Raw genomic sequence first — 22502 nt, 5'->3', positions numbered from 1 at the left:
ACACATTGATAAATCAGACATCAGCGCAAAACATATTAATAAAACCAATACAAAAGAAAACGCCCCGACCATTACTGATCGGGGCGTCTCTTCAATCTCGCTCGAGCGTACATTTCTTTACTCTGGCTAAGAGCAAGAAACCGACATATTAGTGTAAACCACCAACGTACTTCGATAAGGTATCAATATCTGCGTCTGTTAACTTTTTAGCTACATCACGCATCATCGCATTCATGTCGTTATTACGGCTACCATCGCGGAATTTCTCAAGTTGAGCCTTGATGTAATCTGCGTGCTGGCCTGAAATCTTAGGGAAACCAGAAAGTTCGGTACCGTTACCACGTGGACCGTGACAAGCAATACACGCCGTTACGCCGCGTTCTGCGTTACCCGCGGTGTAAAGAACCTTACCTTCATCTACTACATTCTCAGGAGTAGAGTTACTAGAGATAGGTAGCGATGCGTAGTACGCCGCTAGGTCAGCCATATCTTCTTCAGATAAAGACATCGCCATTGCACCCATTACAGGTTCATTACGACCTTGCTTACCACCACTGGTCATACCGAGCTTAAGCTCTTTTAACTGCTTCTCTAGGTACTTCTCATGTTGACCAGCCAGTTTAGGGTACTGCGTGATCAGACTGTTGCCGTCAGCACCGTGGCAGGCAACACATGTTTGTGATTTGGCTTTACCAGCTTCAATACTACCTTGAGCCCATACTGAGCAGCTGGCTAAAAGACTCAAAATTAGCGCTAATTTCTTCATGACATTCCATTATAATTATCAAGCTTCCAGTACCACTCTATGTTGCCACTCATGGTACAATAGGCGACCTTATGCCGAGCACGGTTATTTTACACAAATTCACAAAAAAGTAATCAATCGACTACACAAAGTCGAGATGGAGTTAACAGTGAGCGTAAAAATTCATTATCAAAACACGCATTTCATTACCAGTGCACCTGATATTCGTCATTTACCAGAAGACGAAGGGATCGAAATTGCGTTTGCAGGACGCTCCAATGCTGGTAAATCTAGCGCGCTAAATCGCGTTACAAACCAAAAAGGCTTGGCGAAAACCAGTAAAACACCCGGTCGAACTCAGCTAATTAACCTATTTAAGGTAACGGACGGTTGTCATATCGTCGATTTACCTGGATATGGCTTTGCTCAAGTCCCTCTTGAGCTGAAGAAAAAATGGCAGAAATCGCTAGGTGAATACCTACAGCGACGCGAAAGCTTGAAAGGTTTAGTGGTATTGATGGATATCCGTCACCCAATGAAAGACCTTGACCAACAAATGATCTACTGGGCTATCGATAGCCGCATCCCAGTGCAAGTTTTGTTAACAAAAGCAGACAAACTGAAAAGTGGCGCTCGTAAAGCGCAACTACTGAAAATCCGTAATGATGCGAAATCTTTCGGTGGTGATGTAGCGGTTGATGTCTTCTCTTCAATGAAGGGCATCGGCGTTGATCAACTGCGAGCCAAGATGGATGAGTGGTTTGCCCCAGCTTTTGCTGACCAGATTCTTGATGAACTGGCTGACGAAGAGCACAACGACGCAGAGTAGTTCTTCTATCTATAGCTTTATCTATAATTAGAGGTTAAAGCACTTACAGCAAGTGATTTAGCCTTATTAATACCCTTCCTTATATAGGTGGGGTATTTTTTTGCCCCAAAATTAGTGAGTTAAACCTAAGTCTTGAGAATTAAAGACAATATTAATCAGTTAGAAACGAGAGAAGTGAACCATACTAAAAGACACATCTAAATAAACAGAACAATGAGAAAGGAATGCTCATGTGGAAAAAACCCTTGGCGACCATCGCACTTATATTGATCTCATTTTCCGGTGTAACATCTGAATCGGAACAGCCCAAGACCGAGGCCGCTCTGGTCAATGTTGATATGACCTTAGATCTCGACGGCATGGAGAAGTACGCTCAGGAGGCAAGTGAATCTCTCGAGGTCATATCACAATCGTTGCAAGCTATCGTCAACAACCCCAACCTTAGTGAAGACCAACAAAAAGCCCTGAATCAAACCGTTGAAAGCATCAACAAGCTTGCGAGCTCTACCAAGACATCACTCAATCAACTCCCACAAGCCTTAGACCAATCTCGACTCGCCTTTAAAAAGACCAGTCAAATGCTATTGGATGATATTCAGACCAAGATCATCATTGCGTTAGCAACCGTTATCGCTGTCATTGTTATCGCTTTGACTGCTATCTATCTACTCATCCTAAAACCCATGCAGCAAACCTTGGTGAAAGCGACCCACAATATCTCTTCTATGGCGCAATCCATCCAAATCACCGCCGAAGCGCTGAAATACAGTACTGAGAAACAACAAGAAATCATGGATTACATTGAGCATTCACCCACTCAATACACTGATAAATAAGGCGTAAGCTATCAATCCTTTATCGGCAACTTGTAAAATAAAAGTTATTTTAAATGATAAAACAATCAAATTAGAGACGGATTTAAATTACCAAATGCTGATCGAATTCCAGATCTAAGGCAAATCAGGTGTTTATCACTGAGCTTGAGAAAGCGTAAGAAAAGACACTAAAAAGGGCGAGTTTACGGGAGTAATAGTAGGTTAGAAATATTTTTCTTTCGCACAAGAAAAAACGCCCCAGTCAAATACTGACTGGGGCGGCTGAATCAGCCTAATCCAATAACGTGAAACAAAAGGTCTGAAAGATAGAACATCTTACCTCTGTACCCTACAAGATTTAATGTACAACAATTGCTCAGAAATGAAAACAATTTTTGTAGTTTTTTTTCATGAATGTTTTATTAAAACACCTAAATTCTTCTTACGGTTTAACTTTATTCGAGACAAAAAAAAGCCAGTGTTTGTGCACTGGCTCATACTAATTCACTCAATAAGGTCAAAAACTGATTAGTGGGCTTGATCCCAGTTGTCACCGTGGCCTGCTTCCGCGACTAACGGTACTTCTAGATCAGCGGCTGACTCCATCAATTCTTGTACTTTACTTTCAATTTCGGCTAAAGCTGACTCTTGAACTTCAAATACCAATTCATCGTGTACTTGCATCAATAGCTTCACACGACCATCGCCTTCCGCTTGAATCCACTCATCCACTAACAACATCGCTTTCTTAATGATGTCTGCTGCAGTACCTTGCATCGGTGCATTGATCGCCGCACGTTCAGCGGCTTTACGACGCATGCCATTACGAGATTGGATTTCAGGCAGGTGCAACCGACGACCGTAAATGGTTTCAACGAAGCCTTGCTCTGAAGCAGCGCTGCGTGTGTCTTCCATGTACTGCATTACACCAGGGTAGCGTTCAAAGTAAGTGTCCATGTAGTGCTGTGCTTCACCACGAGGAATCCCCAGTTGCTTAGCCAAGCCAAAGGCACTCATGCCGTAAATAAGGCCGAAGTTAACGGCTTTAGCACGACGACGCTGTTCAGTGGTAACTTGATCAATAGCCACGCCGATAATCTCAGCAGCCGTTGCCGCGTGAATATCTTTGCCTTGTTGGAACGCTTCCAGCAGCGCTTTATCAGCCGATAGGTGCGCCATGATACGCAATTCAATTTGAGAGTAATCGACCGCTAGGATCTTCCAACCATGTTGTGCAACGAATGCTTGGCGAATACGACGACCTTCTTCATTACGAATTGGGATATTTTGTAGGTTTGGATCAGTCGAAGACAAACGACCGGTTGCCGTTACCGCTTGGTGGTAAGAAGTATGAACGCGACCCGTTTCAGCGTTGATCATCTTCGGCAGTTTATCTGTGTAAGTAGACTTCAGTTTCGCAAGGCCACGATACTCAATGATCAGCTTAGGCAACGGGTAATCAAGGGCCAGCTCTTGCAACACTTCTTCGTTAGTTGAAGGCGCACCTGATGGCGTTTTCTTGATAACCGGTAGACCCATTTTTTCAAACAGGATCGCTTGCAGCTGTTTTGGCGAGTTCATGTTGAACTCTTGCTCTGCAATCTCGTAAGCTTTCTGCTCTAACTCATCCAGACGAACCGCAATCTCTTGTGATTGAGCCCCTAACAGCATGTCATCGATGAATACGCCAGTACGCTCAATGCGAGACATCACAGGAATCAGTGGTACTTCGATTTCTTCATAGATGGTTTTAAGCTTTTCATCTTGCTCGATGTTTTCCATCAGGCGGTTATGCAGACGTAGTGTCACGTCAGCATCTTCTGCAGCGTATGGAGACGCTTCACCCAGCTCAATCTGGTTGAAAGTAAGTTGTTTCTTACCTTTACCTGCGATTTGCTCAAATGAGATGCAGCTATGCTGTAGGAAGCGTAGCGCTAGGCTGTCCATATCGTGCTTGCCACCTACGCTATTGAAAACGTAAGACGCCAGCATAGTGTCGTGTTTGATGCCTTTCATCTCGATACCGTAGCGCGCTAGCACACTCATATCGTACTTTAGGTTTTGCCCCACTTTTGCTTGAGCATCATCTTCAAGAATCGGCTTAAGCTGTTCAAGTACCCAATCACGATCCAGCTGCTGCGGTGCGTCTAAGTAGTCATGGGCAACAGGTACGTAAGCGGCAACGCCTTCTTCGGTTGCGAATGACAGGCCGACAAGGTTAGCGACCATGTAATCTAAGCTGTCTGTTTCAGTATCGAAAGCAAACAATTCAGCTGCTTTAAGCTTTTCTAGCCAAACATTGAATGACGCTTCATCGAGGATGGTTTCGTAGTTACTGCGATCAATCGTCACGGCAGACGTATTCATCTCTACAGTAGACGTTGTTGCAGAAGCGCTGCTGCGTACTGAACCAGCTCCCGTTGCTGCAGATCTTTCATCCGCCTCAACCACACCACTGCCACCTTCAAGCAGCTCGTTCAACCAAGATTTGAAAACCAGTTGGCCGTATAGTTTGATCAGCTCGTCGATATTCGGCTGTGCTTTGACGAGTGACTCTGGTGTCTCTTCAAGTTCAACATCTAACTTAATCGTCGCAAGCTGGTAAGACATATCAGCATTGTCTTTATTATCAGCCAGCTTCTTAGCCATGGTTTTCGAACCACGGAAACCAAGCGCCGCAATATCATCAAGGTTTTGATACAACTTTTCGATACTACCGATACCTTGCAGCAATGCTGTTGCGGTCTTATCACCAACACCTGGAATGCCCGGAATGTTATCCACTTTATCGCCCATCAGCGCGAGATAATCGATAATAAGCTCAGGCGGAATACCAAACTTCTCAATAACACCTTCACGATCCATCACCACGTTGGTCATGGTGTTGATTAGGGTAACGTTGTCATCGACCAGCTGCGCCATATCTTTATCACCGGTACTAATAAGCACAGGCATACCCATCGCAGAAGCTTGAGAAGCCAACGTACCAATCACATCATCTGCTTCAACGCCAGGAATAGAGATAAGTGGTAAACCCATCGCACGAATCACATTGTGCAATGGTTCTATCTGGCAACGAAGATCGTCAGGCATCGGTGGGCGGTTTGCTTTGTACTCTGGGTACATATCATCACGGAACGTTTTCCCTTTCGCATCAAAAATAACCGCAATACGATCAGAAGCAAATTGACGCATCATGCTGCGTAGCATGTTAACCACACCATAAACAGCATTCGTTGGGATATCACCATTGCTCATGGTGCCAGGGTAAGCATGGAACGCGCGATATAGGTAAGAAGAGCCATCGATCAGAATCAATGGATTATCAGGAATACGAGCCATAATGTTTGTGAATCCAGTAAGTACAGAAATTATCTGTTAAGAATGCCACGTCTGTTGGTTGGATTCTACGTTGTCGATCTGTATCCGTTCACTCGGTTGTGTTCGTAATAATCGATTTGTTGTTATTTTTTGTTCTTAGACACAAGCGTTCTGTGGATAACTCTGTTTATATTATTTACCCACCCTGTTGAGAACTAAGGTAAACCACCAAAAAAACGCAAATAAACCACTGAAAATAAACGATAAAATTACAGATCGAACATATGATCAACGATCTTTTCTCGATCTTGCATTGTGGAAAAGAATGCTGATGGCGTTTTATTCATAAAAAAACGTGCCACTAAATATGCATCTTGTTGAAATGGAGGTATAAAAAAAGCGACACCCGAAGATGTCGCCTAGCAAAAACCGGTAAAGCCATTCAAATTGAATACCACAGCTTTACCTAAAAGCTATAAATTACACTGGAAGCAATGTGAGCAATGTCGTGTCAAAAAGAACTTAGTACAAGTTCGCGAGAATTCTGTTGGGTAACCAAGTAGATACTTGAGTACTTAACATCCTTGTGAACATTTCCTCATTCCCTAAGACGAAGTTAATAATAATGATTCTCATTTAATAGTCAACAATTAAATGATAATAAATCTCATTTAATTTATAAACCGTTCACCACAGTGCTCAAATTTGCTTCAAAAAATGAATTCTATGGGCATTAATGTCTTCTTTTTCTTCTAATTTTTCGATTAGGTAACCGTTTCTCAATAACAGACGCAGCATCGCAGGAAACTGGTTACGAGATTTCACTTTCAGCTGTTGGTAGCCCTGTTGCTTCACCCACTGTTCTTGAGTATCTAATTGCGCCTGTGCAACACCTTTATTCCTTGCGATCGGTGATACGCCACCAAACCAGCTGTAAAACGTGTTTTCATCCAATTCATAACCGATCTTAAAACCCAGTAACACACCCGCCTCTTCAGCAACGAGGATCAGGCTTGTTTTACCCGCTAATCGCTCCGATAAAGACGCTACACTCTCTTTTTTGGCAAACTCGGTAATCTGTTCAACAACAGAAACAACCTCTTCTAATGAGCCTTCACGCACAATAACAGACATCTTGTTTCATCCTCATAAAACAAAAGGGCTGGCACAACGGCCAACCCTTTGGTGATCATATGGTTTGCTTGATCGTACTTACTTGCCTTGCAAGTGCTCAGCAGCTAGTGCGTTATCTTCAGCAAGCCACTCTGCGACATCTTTAGCGAAATACGTCAGGATGCCATCAGCGCCAGCACGCTTAAAGCACAACAGTGATTCCATGACGGTTTCGCGCTCTTTCAGCCAGCCGTTTTGAATCGCCGCTTTGTGCATCGCGTATTCACCAGATACTTGGTAAGCAAACGTAGGCGCTTGCAGTTCGTGCTTAACACGACGAACAATATCAAGGTAAGGCATGCCTGGTTTCACCATCACCATGTCCGCACCTTCATTAAGATCCATCGCGACTTCATGAATCGCTTCATCGCTGTTGGCTGGATCCATCTGGTAGTTCTTCTTGTTACCGCCTTTCAGGTTCGAAGCACTGCCAACTGCATCACGGAATGGGCCGTAGTAGCACGATGCATATTTTGCAGAGTACGCCATGATTTGAGTATGAATGTAGCCAGCTTCTTCTAACGCTTCACGGATTTTACCAATACGGCCATCCATCATATCCGACGGTGCAACCACATCAGCACCCGCTTCAGCATGAGACAGAGCCTGCTTGATTAAGACTTCAGTCGTCTCGTCATTCATCACGTAACCATCTTCATCGATGATGCCGTCTTGACCGTGAGTAGTGAACGGATCCAGTGCTACGTCAGTAATCACCCCCATATTTGGCACGTGCTCTTTGAGTAAGCGTACTGCTCGTTGTACCAAACCTTCAGAGTTATGAGCTTCAGCCGCGCATAAACTTTTAGCATCTTGGTTCACTACCGGAAACAGAGCAATTGCAGGAACACCCAATTTTGACAGGTAATCCGCTTCCTCAAGCATAAGATCGATAGACAGGCGTTCAACGCCTGGCATTGACTCTACAGGCTCACGACGCTCTTTACCCATAAGAATAAACATTGGGTAGATTAGATCATCCACAGACAATTGATTTTCTGCCATTAGGCGACGGCTAAAGTCGTGCTTACGCATACGGCGCATACGGCGACCTGGGAATTGACCTTGAATTGAAACAGACACTAGATTCTCCTTGCCTAGTCTAAGCACCGAAATGCTTAGATATGAAAAGTGCAAAATACAGGCAAAAGCATATCACTGATGGCTCAGGACGCTAACAGTAAAATATAAAACCCACTCAAAAACAGGGATAAATGGCAAAAAATGACCTTCTCCTCACACTGCCGTATACTCATGACAACTCAGAAAAGACTGCTTTCAGGACACAATAATGATCGACACCCACGCCCATATTTACGCGAGCGAATTCGATGAAGACCGCGAACAAGTCGTGCAACGCGCGCTTGCTCAAGGCATTGATACGATTCTACTGCCTAACATCGATTTAGAATCTATCGAGCCAATGCTCGCGACGGAAGCTCAGTTTCCGGAGGTATGTCGTTCAATGATGGGCTTACATCCTTGTTATGTGGATGCAAATATCGAACAGACCCTGAAAACCATTCGAGCTTGGTTCGATAAGCATGACTTTATCGCCGTGGGTGAGATAGGTATCGACCTGTACTGGGATAAAACCTTTAAAGCAGAACAAGAGATGGCGTTTGTGACTCAGCTGCAGTGGGCAAAAGAGCTCAATCTACCTGTGGTGATCCACACGCGAGATTCCATTGAAGAAACACTCACCCTACTTCGCAAAGAACAAGATGGAAGCTTACGCGGCGTATTCCACTGCTTTGGCAGCAGCTTAGAGGAAGCTCAAGCGATCAACGAGCTAGGCTTTCATTTAGGTTTAGGCGGCGTATCGACCTTTAAGAACTCGGGGATGGATAAGGTAATCCCACATCTTGATATGAATTACGTCATCCTAGAGACAGATTGCCCGTATTTGGCACCAACACCGAATCGCGGTAAACGCAACGAGCCCGCGTACACCGAACTGGTGGCAAAACGCGTCGCTGAATTACGCGGAATTACCCTTGAAGAAGTCGAAAACATAACCACCATCAATGCTAAATCATTATTTAATCTATGATGAATCTATTAATAAGTGAATATTACGGATTTACCCTCAATTTATTTGAGAAAACAATGTGATATGTATACTATCAACCGCCTGCATATGGAGGTAGTTGATTATGTGTGACCATTCACAACACTTACAACGTCAACATCGAACTCTATGGCATAAAATTTGGGGCATCAAAGAGCTCTATATATGCCAAAACTGTGGTTATCAGTTAAAGATTCGATAAACAGACATAATAAAAAAGCGGCCTAGGGCCGCTTTTTTATTATGTGATTTTTACTGAAGAACTCTAACGATCATGCTCATCCGTGATGACTACTGCTTTAGCATCTGCGAACATAGCATCTGCAAACATGGCATCTGCGAATTAAGACTCCGCTTCTTCCTCTTCATCCGCATCTGGTTTACGCACATAGAAACGCGCGAAGAACAGACCAATCTCAAACAGAATACACATTGGAATCGCCAACAGTGTTTGCGAAATCATATCAGGCGGCGTTAGCATCATGCCGACAATAAACGCACCTACAACAATGTAAGGGCGCTTCTCTGCCAGTTCTTTAGGTGTCGTTGCACCCGTCCAACATAGCAAGATAATGGCTACTGGCACTTCAAAAGCGATACCAAAGGCAAAGAACAGCGCGAGTACAAAATCAAGATAACTCGATATGTCGGTTGCGAACTCTACTCCCCCTAATGATATAGCGGTAAAAAAGCCAAATACCAAAGGGAATACAATGAAGTAAGCGAACGCCACACCACAGTAAAACAGCAATGAGCTTGAAGCCAATAACGGCATGATCAAGCGCTTCTCATGCTTGTATAAGCCCGGAGCGACAAAAGCCCACACCTGATACAAAATAAACGGAACCGCGAGGAATATAGACGCGATCAAGGTCAGTTTTAAGGGTGTAAAAAATGGTGACGCTACATCTGTTGCGATCATCGTCGCGCCTTCAGGTAAGCGATCTACCAAAGGTGCAGAGACGAACTCATAAATATCATTAGCGAAATAAATTAGCCCAACAAACACCACCAGAACCGCAACAATCGCGCGCAATAGGCGATTACGCAGTTCTAGAAGATGGCTAATTAAAGGCTGTGTCTGCTCAGTCGAAGACATGTCAAACCTCTTAAACAGGAAGATCGAAAAGGAGCCGCGCACCTATCTATCCAGTTGAATTGGTATCCACTTGAATAGTTATTTACTTAAATAGCTGTCTACTTAAATAACTACATAAGTATCTGGCGACTCCTCCTTGCGAGACTATTCGGCTTTCTTATCTGACGGTGCTGAAGCTTCACTGTTGACCTGAATGGTTTCAGATTCCACAGTTTCCGTGACACTAGGTTCAGTCTCACTCGGCTTATCAGACTCAGGCTTAGCATACGGGCGTTGAACTTGAGCAGCGGCCTGCTTAAGTTCATCAACTGATGCTTTTAGGTCTGGAGATAAATCTTCCATACCCATTTTTTCCGCCTTGCGTAGGTTTTCTTGCAGCTCTTGCACCTTAAGCTCGTGAGAAAGTTCATCTTTCACACTGTTTGCCATGCTTTTCGCTTGTCCAACAAACTTGGAAATACTGCGAATCGCCACAGGCAAACGCTCAGGTCCTAAAACGACTAACCCAACGACAGATATTAATACCAGTTCCCAAAAACCGATATCAAACACGATTTACGCCTGCTCTTTGTCTTTCTTTGTTTCAGCAGTCGTTTCAGCGCTAGCTTCTTTCTTCTGCTGTTCAATGTTCTTTGGTTCAAAGTCTGCGTCTTTCTTATCTGCAGGCTTGTCTTCATCGCTCATTGCTTTTTTGAAGCCTTTCACCGCTGAACCTAAGTCACCGCCCATGCCGCGCAGTTTCTTCGTTCCGAAAAGTAAAATTACAATCACAGCAATGATTAGAAGTTGCCAAATACTGATACCACCCATTGTCATTGTCCTCGGGTCTGTCTACACATAAAAAATATTAAGGGAGTCTACTGTCTAACGACGGTAAGCTCGCCAACTTAGCAGCCAAAATGTGACACCTGCGATGCCACAGCCCATAGATAGCTGCTCATAAGGGCTTGAAACTAATATTGCGGAGCATACGACTAAAGTAGCTCCAACGCCAAACAAAAACTTTCCTGTTGCTTGCTGACGCTTACTATCTCGGTAACCTTGATAAAGCTGATCCATTCTGTGGTTCATGGCTTTACCTTGGCGCAAGCTGTCATAAAGTAGCTCTGGCAGCTCTGGCAGTTTTTCTGCCCAGAATGGCGCACGCTCTTTTACTGCGTTAATCACAGCTTGCGGCCCCACCTGATTCATCATCCAGGTTTCAAGGAAAGGCTTCGCCGTTGCCCACAAATCAAGTTGCGGATACAACTGACGGCCTAGGCCTTCGACATACAACAAGGTCTTTTGAAGAAGCACCAACTGAGGTTGAACCTCCATGTTGAAACGTCTTGCTGTATTAAATAAGTTTAGCAACACATGGCCAAATGAGATCTCGCCAAGTGGTTTTGCAAAAATTGGCTCACACACCATGCGAATCGCGAACTCGAAATCGTTAACGTTGGTGTCGTGTGGCACCCAACCTGAATCGACATGTAGCTCTGCAACTTTACGATAATCTCGATTAAAGAAAGCCAGTAAATTCTCTGCTAAGTAGCGCTTATCTTCACTGTTTAGCGTGCCGACAATGCCACAATCTAAGCCAATCCACTGAGGGTTTTCTGGATTTTCAGGGTTAACGAATACGTTGCCTGGGTGCATATCCGCATGGAAAAAGCTGTCTCGGAATACTTGGGTAAAGAATACCGTCACGCCACGTTCAGCCAGCAATTTCATGTTGGTGCCGTTAGCTTCCAATGTCGCGATATCCGATACTTGAATACCGTAGATTCGCTCTGACACCATCAAGCTTTCACTGCTTAAATCAGAGATAACCTCTGGAACATACAGCTCTTCGCTGCCTTCAAAATTACGTCGTAGCTGAATGGCATTTGCCGCCTCACGGCGCAGGTCCAGTTCATCGATTAGCGTTTTTTCGTACTCATGAACGACTTCAACAGGTTTCAAACGACGTGCTTCAGGAAGAGACTTAGCGACTATACGCGCCATTCGGTGCATCAGTTTTAGATCTGCATCAATCACCGGGCGAATATCAGGTCGAATTACCTTCAGAACAATCTCGCGGCCGCTCTCTTTTAGCTTTGCAGTATGCACCTGAGCAATAGAAGCAGAAGCCAATGGCTCGATATCAAAGTCGGTAAACCAGTTATCTAGACTGCCACCCAGTGCCTTTTCCATGTCTTGCTTGGCCAGTTGACCATCAAATGGCGCCACTTGGTCTTGCAATAAAGCCAATTGATCAGCGATATGAGGAGGAAATAGGTCACGACGCGTTGACATCATTTGACCAAACTTGATCCACACAGGCCCTAACTCTTGCAAAGCGAGACGCAAGCGCTGACCCAATTCTTTATCTTGATGCTTGTTCTTGAGCCAAAACAGAGACTTTCTCGCCAACAATGGGGCTTTAGTCAAATGGTGCTCAGGCATCAATTCATCAAGGCCATACTCTAACTGTACCTTGATAATATGATAAAGACGTTTCAGTTCTGTTGGGGTCATGCTTTCTCCAACAGAGCGTTCAATTTAGCTTCAAGGCGGGCAACTGAGCTTTTTATGTCATCAACCTGATCGCAAAAATTCACCACTTCTAGCGGAGCCGGTGCAATCTTCCACTCTTCAGTCAAAACCTGAGCAACATGGTTTTGATGCTTAGTTGCTTGCTTCGCCACAAGGCTACCGACGTTTTTAACGCCTTGTACCAAGGTGTGAGCAACCACATCGCCAGTCACACGTGACAACCACTCTTCCAAATCAGGCTTGCAGTCTGTCATTAGTTGAGCAAACTTCTGCGCCAGCTGAATATCACCTTCTAAAATCAACTTATCTTGCTTGATCAACTTAGTGATGTTCGATTGCTCACGCAATTCAGGCAGCACCGATAGGTTCAAAGATAGGTAACAATCCGGTTGCCCTTCATATTCCGACAACACATCAATCTGCTGGCTGAAAACGAAGGTGAGTGTTTTATTCAACTCTTTCAAATTGACTTGAATGATCTGCCCTTTTAAACGAGATAAACGACGAACCAACGTTGGATCATCGTTCACTAAAGTATTTAAAGAGGTTTCAATAACCGCGGTTACCAATGGATCAAATGGCATGACTGTCCTTACCTTTGAAAACGGATAAGCCTTAACCTATCCGTTCTATCTTTATTCTTATTTTCTAGCACACTAAACGAGCCTGCTACCAAGTTCGATTAGAACTTGTAACCTCGGTGCAGCGCAACAATGCCGCCCGTTAGGTTGAAGTATTTTGTATTTTCAAAACCCGCTTCTTGCATCATGCCTTCCAAAGTTTCTTGGTTCGGGTGCATGCGGATAGATTCTGCAAGGTAACGGTAGCTGTCTGCATCGTTAGCAATCAGCTCACCCATTTTTGGTAACAGGTGGAAAGAGTATGCGTCGTAAACCTTTGATAGTGGTTCAAGTACTGGCTTAGAAAACTCAAGAACCAACAGACGACCACCCGGCTTAAGTACGCGATACATTGAACGCAGTGCTTGGTCTTTATCGGTTACGTTACGCAGACAAAAGCTGATCGTAATGCAATCGAAGTAGTTGTCAGGGAAAGGCAACTCTTCAGCATTCGCTTGTACGTAATGTACATTGCCAACAATACCGCTATCACGCAGCTTATCGCGGCCAACATTCAGCATTGAGTTGTTAATATCAGCAAGAACCACGTGGCCTTTTTCGCCAACGATACGCGAGAATTTCGCAGTCAGGTCGCCAGTACCACCACCAAGGTCTAGGATACGTTGACCAGGGCGAACGCCACTGCAATCAATCGTGAATCGCTTCCACAAGCGGTGAACACCACCCGACATTAGATCATTCATGATGTCGTATTTAGCGGCTACAGAGTGAAATACCTCTGCTACTTTCGCGACTTTTTCGTCTTTTGCGACTGTTTCGAAACCAAAGTGTGTGGTTTCTGACTCTACTACTGAATTTGTCTGCACGCTTGTGTCCATAATGCTGTTATCTACCATGGTAAGTTCTCGTCGACAGCGCACTCTGTATTTAAAGGCGCTGCGGCCGATTAGTTTACTTTATCCTCAGCGGGTTGTCTTTCTACTAAGGAGGCATTTTCTGAAAAAGCCTCATTTTGAGCCATTTCAGCTATCCCAATCGAGATCGACTTTTTCACTTCAACACCAAGGTGTTTGAAGCTTTCAGCTTGACGAATCACATTGCCACGCCCAGTCACTAGCTTATTCATTGCTCCTTGGTAGCTTTGGTTGGCTCTATCTAATGAGCTTCCGAGACCTTCCATATCATCAACGAACAGGCGTAATTTGTCGTAAAGCTTGCTCGCGCGTTCAGCGATAACTTGCGCGTTCTGGTTCTGTCGGTCATTACGCCACAGGTTATCAATGGTGCGCAGTGCCACCAGCAGGGTCGTAGGGCTGACCAAGATAATGTTTTGCTCCATCGCATCTTTGACTAAGCTAGGATCGGCTTGAATCGCCACCTGAAACGCAGGCTCTACCGGAATAAACATCAGCACATAATCAAGGCTCTGAATGCCTTTAAGTTGGTGATAATCTTTTTGGCTTAAACCCTTAATATGCGCGCGCAGCGACACCAAGTGATCACGCAATGCAACATCACGTTGTTGATCAGTTTCAGCATTGAAGTAACGCTCAAACGCCACCAAGGCCATTTTTGAATCCACCACCACTTGCTTGTCTTGTGGCAAATGCACAATCACATCCGGTTGGTAACGCTTGCCTGCATCGTTTTGCAGGTTCACTTGAGTTTGGTATTCATGGCCTTCTCGCAGCCCTGATTCAGCGAGCACTCGCGCAAGTACTACCTCTCCCCAATTACCTTGCTGCTTGTTATCACCCTTTAGAGCTTGAGTCAGATTCACAGCTTCACGTGTCATGCTCTCATTAAGACGCTGCAGGTTTTTAAGCTCATGCACCAAGGTATGACGCTCTTTGGCTTCTTGGCTAAAGCTGTCATTGACTTGCTTCTTGAAGCCCTCTAATTGCTCTTTCAGCGGCGACAACAAACCTTCCAAGCTCTGTTTGTTCTGCTGGTCAACCTTGGCAGTTTTACTCTCAAATAGTTGATTTGCTAACAGTTCAAACTGTTGCTTCAATCGAAATTCCGCTTGTTCTAACAATTGCAGCTTTTCATTGTTGGCGAGGTTTTCTTGATCGTGTCTTGCTTCTTGTTCTCGAAGTTCAGCCTCTAACTCAGACTTATGCTCCTTAAGAACATTGATATCATCGGCGTACTGCTGGCGCTCTTGTTTCACGGCTTCAAAATAGCGCAGCTTTTCCATTGCGGCCATCACCTTGCCGTGCGCCTGCTTGAGCTCGAATGCCGCTTTGTCTCGGTCGTCATCCAGTTCATTGAGCTCTTGTTGTGCCTCTGCGAGCGATGACTTGAGCTGCGCCTGTTGAGACTCATGCAACAAACGATCGGACTTAAGTTGCTGCTCCAGCAATCGCTGCTGAAAAGAGAGCTTCTGTTTAACCCACCAACCCACAACGCCACCGCTGACGAGCGCGCCAGAAATTGCAGCAATAAGCGTTGCTTGGTGTTCGATAATCCATTGCATGATAATGATTTAGCCTAATTGGAAATAACTCATTAAATGGTATTTTGATACTGGATAAATGTCCAGTTTGCCGTATTAAAATTCGACAGATAGACTAGGCGCTCCGTATTCTGCCCCATCACATTAGAATGAGTTGCTATGAACGAACGTCGTGCCTTGGGCTTTGGCCTTTCCGCAGTATTACTGTGGTCAACAGTTGCTACTGCTTTTAAGCTGACCCTTGCTGAGTTTTCACCGATCCAAATGCTGACCATCGCTAGCATTGTGTCTTCTATCGCATTGATTGCCATCTGTGCCTTTCAAGGCAAGCTTTCTCAGTTGAGTACTACGTTTCTTTCAAACCCTTGGTATTACTTATTGCTTGGTTTAGTCAACCCATTGGCTTACTACCTGATTCTCTTCAAAGCATACGATTTACTGCCCGCTTCTCAGGCTCAAGCCATCAACTACAGTTGGGCAATCACCCTAACCTTAATGGCGGCAGTTTTTCTGGGGCAAAAAATTCGCAAACAAGATTGGGTTGCTTGTACCTTCAGCTATGCGGGCGTGGTGGTCATTGCCACCAAAGGTGATGTACTGGGAATGCAATTCGATAGTCCACTAGGTGTGGCACTGGCTCTGCTTTCAACGCTGCTTTGGGCGGGATACTGGATTCTCAATACCAAAAATAAAGCTGACCCTGTGGTGGGTGTATTGCTTGGTTTCTTAGTGGCGCTACCATTCGCGATTGGTTTAACCCTTTACGAAGGCGAAAGCTTTAGCCAAATCACAGCGAAAGGTTGGATGGCCGTGACTTACGTAGGCCTATTCGAGATGGGTATTACCTTTGTGCTGTGGCTCTCAGCGCTAAAACTGACCAACAATACAGCGCGTATCAGCAATCTAATTTTTGCCTCACCATTTATCTCATTGATGCTACTTTCGACCATTATTGGCGAAGAAATCCACCCTGCGACACTATTTGGTTTAATGCTGATCATTGCGGGTTTGGTTATTCAACAGATCAAATGGGGAAAGAAGAAAAACAACCTCAACCCTGATAGCTGATAGCTGATAGCTGATAGCCAACGAAACTAAAATTCTCGCACTACACACCCTCCAGAGTGAGTAGCGATAGCAAACTTTAGAAACAAAAATGGCGAGCCCTATGACTCGCCATTTTTATGTAATTTAAATCTAATGGGTAAGCTAAAAACTTAAACCCACTGGCCTGCTGCAAAGCCTGAGCTCCAGCACCATTGGAAGTTATAGCCGCCTAACCAACCGGTTACATCCATTACTTCACCGATGAAGTAGAGGCCAGAGACCGTCTTACATTCCATCGTTTTTGAGGATAGGTGATTGGTGTCTACACCGCCTAGAGTCACTTCGGCCGTTCGGTAACCTTCGGTGCCGTTTGGCGCGATTTTCCAGTTCTCTAGATGTTCTACAATGTCATTCAACTGCTTTTCGTTGAACTGCTTGAGCGGTTTGTCTTCGAGCTCTTTGCGGTCTATCAACACCTCAACGAAACGCTTTGGTAATGCTTTCGCTAAAGTATTTTTCAAGCTCTGATTTGGGTGCTTCTCGCGAGAATTTTCAAGTAACTCGGCAACGTCCACTTCAGGTACAAGATTGATAGAAACAGATTGACCTGCTTTCCAGAATGAAGAGATTTGCAGTACCGAAGGACCAGATAGGCCGCGGTGAGTAAACAGTAGCGCTTCTTTGAATAAAGTGCCGTCTTGCGCAGTGATCTCGGCAGGAATCGCGATACCGGAAAGCTCAGCAAAGGCTTCTTTGTCTTCTTTATGCAGAGTAAACGGCACCAAACCAGCGGTTGTTGGAACAACCGACAAACCAAACTGCTCAGCTACTTTATAGCCAAATGGGGTCGCGCCCAGTTTTGGCATTGAAAGGCCACCGGTTGCAATCACCAATGAATCACACTCAACTTCATCGGTATTGAGATGCATCTTGAAGCCAGCGTCTGTTTTCTCAATCGAATGAACATCACAACGGTAACGTTCTTCAACCTTTGCTTGCTTACATTCTGCTAGCAGCATGGTGACGATATCTTTTGAGTTATGGTCATTCACACAGAACAGTTGCCCGTGATCGCGTTCTTCAAATTCAATACCGTGCTTACTTACCATCGAGATAAAATCCCAATTGGTGTATTGAGAAAGTGCCGATTTCACAAAGTGGCTGTTATTACACAGGAAGTGATTAGCACTGACATCATAATTAGTAAAGTTACAGCGACCGCCACCAGCAATAAGGATTTTTCTTCCCGGTTTTTTTGCATGATCTACGACGAGTACTCGTCGGCCGCGTTTGCCTGCTTCTGCTGCACACATTAAGCCAGCTGCACCTGCGCCAATTACGATTACGTCAAATTTTTCACTCATTGCGGTTCTGCTTTCTTCACTTTTGCATCACGAAGCACACCTTGTGCTCATAACGCCACCAATAAAAAAGGATGTGCATAACAGCACATCCTTACTAATTGCTCGCTATTCTAACGGCAATTTTCAACTTTGCAATTGATGTTCATTCGTGCAAATTTCTGTCAGCATCCACAACATAAAGCGGGCGACTGATTCAGCGAATCGAGTTCTAATTAATCACTCAAATCATCTTAAAATTTAAACGATGAATGAAGACAGTAGCGTTACACCAAGTAGAGAGACGGACAATATAAATAACTGTCTCACTCGATCACATTTTGTCGTAAACACGGCATCATGATGATGGTGATACTCTTTACTTTTTATGTAACTAAACAAGCGAACTTGTTTGGTCATATTGCCATGGGTTGTGAAAAAACCACCGCCATCCACTTGTTGATAAAGCAGAGGGTGAGCTTCTCGCATGATATAAATAAGTGTTCTTAGCGCAGTAAGATATCGCGCCCAGTTCAAACATGTCACAACCATTAGTGCAAATAGAATAGTGTCGCCGCTGATCATCCTTTCCTCCCTACATCTTCAAGGGAATACTCAAGAGAAAAAGATAATCAGTGTCTTTTTCTTACAGCCTAAACTGCAGGAGCTTCCATAATTGAAGATGAACCATCTTTTGCCAATTGCGCTAGGTCTTTATCAATAAAGAACAGTGCTTTACCGTCTTCACCAACGAGCTCTAGCTTATCCAATACACCTTTAAACAACTTCTCTTCTTCGTGTTGCTCTGCAACGTACCATTGCAGGAAGTTGAAGGTTGAGTAGTCTTGTGATGTGAAAGCAACGTGGGCCAGTTTGTTGATCTTTTCAGTGATCATTTGCTCATGTTCATAGGTTTCACGAAACACTGCGCCAAGGCTTTCGAATTCATGTTTTGGCGCTTCAATCGCACCAAGAATTGGCATTGCACCTGTTTCACTAACGTAAGTGAAAAGACGCTGCATATGTTCCATTTCTTCTACTGCATGAACACGCAGAAACTCTGCTGCACCTTCAAATCCTTTGTCTTCACACCAAGCACTCATTTGTAAGTATAGGTTGGATGAGAAAAATTCTAGATTAATTTGATCGTTCAGTTGCTCAACCATAGTTTTTGACAGCATTTAAGACTCCTAATTACACCCTCAATTTTCTTTACTATATCACTATTTAATGAATATCTCGCTGACCATTAGTTAACCGATATTTCGGACTATCACTACGCAAGACGGTGGATATGAGATCACTTCAGCAAAAAAAGGCATCACATAGTGCTAATCTTTAATCAGACAATGAATAAAAGAGGTAGCAATATGAGTTACAAACATATTTTGGTCGCAGTCGATTTATCAGATGACAGCAAATTACTTGTGGATAAAGCGGTAGCATTGGCTAAGCCATTGGAAGCCAAAGTCTCTTTTATCCATATCGATATTAACTACGCAGAGCTTTATACCGGCCTGATTGATATCAACATGGCCGAAACCCAACACAATGCGATGGAAGCCTCTCGTATTCAGCTACAAAATTTTGCTGACTACGCTCAATACCCAATCACTCACACTTTGGTGGGCAGTGGCGACTTGAGCCATGAGCTATGTGACACCATCAATGAGTTCAATGTCGATTTGGTTGTCTGCGGTCACCATCAAGATTTTTGGAGCAAGCTGCTTTCTTCAACACGACAACTGATCAACTCTTCACCCGTTGATATGCTGGTCGTGCCTCTAAGAGATTCAGAAGACTAATGATTTAAGGTTAGGTAACATACAGCTCATATCTTATTAACGAAGTTTTACTATGAGCTATTTAGCTGGTGTTACCCTCCTATGGGCGTTCTCCTTTAGCCTGATCGGCGTTTACCTTGCTGGTCAGGTTGATTCTTGGTTCTCTGTTCTGATGCGTGTTGCCCTTGCTGGTATCGTGTTTCTTCCCTTCCTTAAGTTTCGCGGTGTCTCGCGTAAGCTGATCGGAAAATTGATGGCCATTGGTGGTATTCAGCTTGGGCTGATGTACTGCTTCTACTATCAATCTTTCTTGCTGCTCTCCGTACCTGAAGTCCTTCTTTTTACCGTATTTACCCCAATTTATGTCACTCTTATTTATGACTTTCTCAAAGGGCAATTCTCACCTTGGTATCTAGTGACAGCCGCTATTGCAGTATTAGGCGCGGTGTTCATTAAGTTTGCCGGTATCAACGACAACTTCTTAGTCGGCTTCCTTGTCGTTCAAGGCGCGAACCTGTGCTTTGCTATCGGTCAGGTGGGTTATAAGGTGGTAATGGAGAAGGAATCCGCTGAACTACCTCAGCGCACTGTATTTGGCTATTTCTACTTAGGCGCGTTGTGTGTGGCTTCGGTTGCTTTCCTGCTACTGGGCAACCCTGAGAAACTGCCAACAACCACACTTCAATGGGGAATCCTGATCTACCTTGGCTTAATTGCCTCGGGCCTGGGTTACTTTATGTGGAATAAAGGCGCATGCATGGTTAATACAGGTGCACTGGCCGTGATGAACAATGCATTGGTTCCAGCTGGCCTTGTGGTGAATATCCTGATTTGGAACAGAGATGTCGATTTGGTTCGCCTTGCCATTGGTGGAGGCGTTATCTTACTGTCTCTGCTTGTGAATGAGACTTGGGTAAAGAAGCGTGTTGCGAGAGATGCTAGTAATGCCTAGCGCGTTAAGCTAACAATCTTTAGTTAACTAATAAGCTGTATTTAGCTAACAATCTTTAGTTAACTAATAAGCTGTATTTAGCTAACAGGCTTTAGTTAACTAACAAGCTGTATTTAGCTAACAAGATTTATTTGACTCGCAAGATGTTTATTTAAACTAAGACCAAAAAAGCAAAAGAGCGACCGTAGGTCGCTCTTTTTAAATCATCTGCGCAGCAATAAGCTCTTCGAATTAACTTCAGTGGATGTGATTGTGGCTCACTACCTGAGTCTTGCTTTCAGTGAAGGCAACGTCATCAAGTTGTAGGTTGATGCGTTCAAGGTCACTTTCCAGTTTTTGGCTTTTCTTAAACAGCTTTTGCTGCTTCTTAATCATCTTCGCAAGCTTTTTGTTGTACTTCTCTTGTTTCTTCGCCGCTTTCTTCGCTTGTTTAAGCTCCGATTTATCATCACCACTCGCCTTGGCCATCAGCTTGGCTTTTTTCTGTGATGCTTTATCCGTAATAGATGCTTTATCTTCAATCTCAGCAACGGCTGGATCGAACATTTTCACAGTAGGTTCAAGGGTCTCGTTAATTTCCGCAAGCGATAACTCTGGCGCTGGCAATGTTTCAGCCAACAGTCCACACGCGACTTTTTCTTCGTCAGGCTTATTCTGGCAACCAAGAGGGGGAATTGCGGTTGGTTTGCATAGGTTTGCTTCGTCCGCCGATGAACGTGCACAAGAACGACACACAAACTTAGGTTGGGTAACCAAACTGTGGATCTCTCCTAGGTGTTCGGTAATATCTCGACGGTTTAACTTACAAAAGCGTTTAGCCATGCTACAACTCCAGCTAAGAATAATAATGATTCTTAGTTAGATATACATCCGTAACGCGGCTATCGCAAGTGTTAAATAGTAATTTATCGTATTTATGACGGGAAACTTTCTTAACGTGTTGCTAAGTCATTGATGCTTTAACATACACGTCAAATCGGTTCTTTTTGGTTTCTATCGCCATGCTCGGTTTTTGCTCACCTAACCAAGCTGCGTAATCCGGTCTTTTCACCACGACTCGTTTTGATGCGAGCTTAAGGGCGGGTTGCAATAGCGCATCTGCATCCATGTCTGCGCCAACCAAAGATTGGAATACGCGCATCTCTTTTTTAACCAAAGCCGATTTCTTTTTGTTCTCGGGGTGCGGGTACATTGGGTCAAGGTAGACCACATCTGGCTGTGCGAAATTAGGATCATCGCTTAGCTTATCTAAAGCGTCATGACTCGAAGCGTGAATCAACTTCATACGTTCAGTTACCCAACCGCCAATATCTGGATCTTGCTGCGCACGTTGTAAGCCATCATCAAGTAAGGCTGCCACAACAGGATGACGCTCGACCATTTGCACCTTACAACCTAAAGAAGCCAACACAAACGCATCACGCCCTAAGCCTGCCGTACCATCAAGAATGGTTGGCGTTGCGCCTTTGTTTAAACCAGCCGCCTTGGCGATCGCCTGACCTTTACCACCACCAAACTTACGTCTGTGACCGACTGCGCCTCCGACTAAATCAACAAAGATAGCGCCAAGTTTCGGTTCGTCCACTTTGCGTAACTCAAGTCGCTCGCTCGTCAGAACCAACGCAAAGTCGCTGTTTTCATCATGGGATAAATTCCAACGGGTCGCTAAGTCATTTAAATGATCGATTTGGGTAGCATCTTCGCAAATCAGTTGTAGTTGCAAGGTCGTCTCCAACAGACAGTAGTATTCAAAACAAAAGAGGCAATCAG

At 44.4% G+C, this 22502-nt stretch carries 23 protein-coding genes; 6 read left to right on the top strand and 17 right to left on the bottom strand.

Features of this window, described 5'->3' with window-relative positions; translation table 11 throughout:
- Positions 1–148: 148 nt before the first annotated feature.
- Positions 149–766 (bottom strand): c-type cytochrome, encoded by a 618-nt coding sequence (locus AC3CH4_RS00430; protein WP_004735574.1) that lies wholly within the window; start codon positions 764–766, stop codon positions 149–151.
- A gap of 148 nt (positions 767–914) precedes the next feature.
- On the opposite strand from AC3CH4_RS00430, the gene yihA reads away from it, so the two are divergent.
- A complete protein-coding gene (gene yihA, locus AC3CH4_RS00425; RefSeq protein ID WP_054547998.1) occupies positions 915–1574 on the top strand; it encodes a ribosome biogenesis GTP-binding protein YihA/YsxC in 660 nt (219 codons plus the stop codon).
- Between the two features lie 230 nt (positions 1575–1804).
- Positions 1805–2410, top strand: a complete 606-nt coding sequence (locus AC3CH4_RS00420) for a GTP-binding protein (protein WP_428783972.1) — start codon at positions 1805–1807, stop codon at positions 2408–2410.
- Between the two features lie 266 nt (positions 2411–2676).
- On the opposite strand, the gene spfP is transcribed toward AC3CH4_RS00420, so the two are convergent.
- The 4 genes from spfP to hemB form a co-directional block, all read right to left on the bottom strand.
- Positions 2677–2724: a small protein SpfP gene (spfP, locus tag AC3CH4_RS00415; protein WP_438356636.1), complete on the bottom strand. Its 48-nt coding sequence runs from the start codon at positions 2722–2724 to the stop codon at positions 2677–2679.
- Between the two features lie 193 nt (positions 2725–2917).
- Positions 2918–5731 (bottom strand): DNA polymerase I, encoded by a 2814-nt coding sequence (polA, locus tag AC3CH4_RS00410; protein ID WP_065207366.1) that lies wholly within the window; start codon positions 5729–5731, stop codon positions 2918–2920.
- Between the two features lie 678 nt (positions 5732–6409).
- The gene (locus AC3CH4_RS00405; RefSeq protein WP_237300534.1) at positions 6410–6844 is read right to left on the bottom strand and encodes a GNAT family N-acetyltransferase; all 435 of its coding nucleotides are present in this window, start codon (positions 6842–6844) and stop codon (positions 6410–6412) included.
- A 78-nt stretch (positions 6845–6922) separates the two neighbouring features.
- Positions 6923–7966 (bottom strand): porphobilinogen synthase, encoded by a 1044-nt coding sequence (gene hemB / locus AC3CH4_RS00400; RefSeq protein WP_017095616.1) that lies wholly within the window; start codon positions 7964–7966, stop codon positions 6923–6925.
- A 208-nt stretch (positions 7967–8174) separates the two neighbouring features.
- On the opposite strand from hemB, the gene AC3CH4_RS00395 reads away from it, so the two are divergent.
- Positions 8175–8936: a TatD family hydrolase gene (locus AC3CH4_RS00395; protein ID WP_054548002.1), complete on the top strand. Its 762-nt coding sequence runs from the start codon at positions 8175–8177 to the stop codon at positions 8934–8936.
- Positions 8937–9297: 361 nt separating this feature from the next.
- On the opposite strand, the gene tatC is transcribed toward AC3CH4_RS00395, so the two are convergent.
- The 7 genes from tatC to rmuC form a co-directional block, all read right to left on the bottom strand.
- A complete protein-coding gene (gene tatC / locus AC3CH4_RS00390) occupies positions 9298–10053 on the bottom strand; it encodes a twin-arginine translocase subunit TatC (protein ID WP_004735567.1) in 756 nt (251 codons plus the stop codon).
- Positions 10054–10197: 144 nt separating this feature from the next.
- Positions 10198–10605, bottom strand: a complete 408-nt coding sequence (gene tatB / locus AC3CH4_RS00385) for a Sec-independent protein translocase protein TatB (protein WP_004735566.1) — start codon at positions 10603–10605, stop codon at positions 10198–10200.
- Between the two features lie 3 nt (positions 10606–10608).
- Positions 10609–10863 carry a Sec-independent protein translocase subunit TatA gene (gene tatA, locus AC3CH4_RS00380; RefSeq protein ID WP_004735565.1) on the bottom strand — a complete coding sequence of 85 codons (255 nt, stop codon included), beginning with the start codon at positions 10861–10863 and terminating at the stop codon, positions 10609–10611.
- A gap of 54 nt (positions 10864–10917) precedes the next feature.
- Positions 10918–12552 (bottom strand): ubiquinone biosynthesis regulatory protein kinase UbiB, encoded by a 1635-nt coding sequence (gene ubiB / locus AC3CH4_RS00375; RefSeq protein ID WP_171328720.1) that lies wholly within the window; start codon positions 12550–12552, stop codon positions 10918–10920.
- Positions 12549–13154, bottom strand: a complete 606-nt coding sequence (locus AC3CH4_RS00370) for a ubiquinone biosynthesis accessory factor UbiJ (protein WP_488543127.1) — start codon at positions 13152–13154, stop codon at positions 12549–12551. The genes ubiB and AC3CH4_RS00370 overlap by 4 nt, the downstream gene beginning before the upstream one ends.
- A gap of 98 nt (positions 13155–13252) precedes the next feature.
- Positions 13253–14032 carry a bifunctional demethylmenaquinone methyltransferase/2-methoxy-6-polyprenyl-1,4-benzoquinol methylase UbiE gene (gene ubiE, locus AC3CH4_RS00365; protein WP_341635425.1) on the bottom strand — a complete coding sequence of 260 codons (780 nt, stop codon included), beginning with the start codon at positions 14030–14032 and terminating at the stop codon, positions 13253–13255.
- A 65-nt stretch (positions 14033–14097) separates the two neighbouring features.
- On the bottom strand, positions 14098–15630 hold the full coding sequence (gene rmuC, locus AC3CH4_RS00360; protein WP_488543126.1) for a DNA recombination protein RmuC: 1533 nt from the start codon (positions 15628–15630) through the stop codon (positions 14098–14100).
- Positions 15631–15768: 138 nt separating this feature from the next.
- Between rmuC and AC3CH4_RS00355 the strand changes: the two genes are divergently transcribed.
- On the top strand, positions 15769–16677 hold the full coding sequence (locus AC3CH4_RS00355) for a DMT family transporter (RefSeq protein ID WP_474356011.1): 909 nt from the start codon (positions 15769–15771) through the stop codon (positions 16675–16677).
- 149 nt (positions 16678–16826) lie between these two features.
- Here AC3CH4_RS00355 and AC3CH4_RS00350 read toward each other — a convergent pair whose 3' ends face one another.
- From AC3CH4_RS00350 to ftnA, 3 genes are all read right to left on the bottom strand, one after another.
- Positions 16827–18020, bottom strand: a complete 1194-nt coding sequence (locus AC3CH4_RS00350) for a BaiN/RdsA family NAD(P)/FAD-dependent oxidoreductase (protein ID WP_017075504.1) — start codon at positions 18018–18020, stop codon at positions 16827–16829.
- Positions 18021–18257: 237 nt separating this feature from the next.
- On the bottom strand, positions 18258–18581 hold the full coding sequence (gene uspB, locus AC3CH4_RS00345; RefSeq protein WP_017075505.1) for a universal stress protein UspB: 324 nt from the start codon (positions 18579–18581) through the stop codon (positions 18258–18260).
- A 68-nt stretch (positions 18582–18649) separates the two neighbouring features.
- Positions 18650–19177 (bottom strand): non-heme ferritin, encoded by a 528-nt coding sequence (gene ftnA, locus AC3CH4_RS00340; protein WP_017075506.1) that lies wholly within the window; start codon positions 19175–19177, stop codon positions 18650–18652.
- A gap of 189 nt (positions 19178–19366) precedes the next feature.
- On the opposite strand from ftnA, the gene uspA reads away from it, so the two are divergent.
- Positions 19367–19801, top strand: a complete 435-nt coding sequence (gene uspA / locus AC3CH4_RS00335) for a universal stress protein UspA (protein WP_029225116.1) — start codon at positions 19367–19369, stop codon at positions 19799–19801.
- 52 nt (positions 19802–19853) lie between these two features.
- Positions 19854–20732 (top strand): carboxylate/amino acid/amine transporter, encoded by an 879-nt coding sequence (locus AC3CH4_RS00330; protein WP_102497588.1) that lies wholly within the window; start codon positions 19854–19856, stop codon positions 20730–20732.
- Between the two features lie 237 nt (positions 20733–20969).
- Here AC3CH4_RS00330 and AC3CH4_RS00325 read toward each other — a convergent pair whose 3' ends face one another.
- Positions 20970–21554, bottom strand: a complete 585-nt coding sequence (locus tag AC3CH4_RS00325) for a hypothetical protein (protein WP_488543125.1) — start codon at positions 21552–21554, stop codon at positions 20970–20972.
- Between the two features lie 121 nt (positions 21555–21675).
- Positions 21676–22455 carry a class I SAM-dependent methyltransferase gene (locus AC3CH4_RS00320; protein WP_102553914.1) on the bottom strand — a complete coding sequence of 260 codons (780 nt, stop codon included), beginning with the start codon at positions 22453–22455 and terminating at the stop codon, positions 21676–21678.
- Between the last annotated feature and the right edge of the window lie 47 nt (positions 22456–22502).

This window comes from Vibrio sp. QJM3NY_26 (assembly GCF_057786005.1).
The sequence above is the reverse complement of the archived record's forward strand: the minus strand, read 5'-3'. Positions and strand labels throughout refer to the sequence as shown.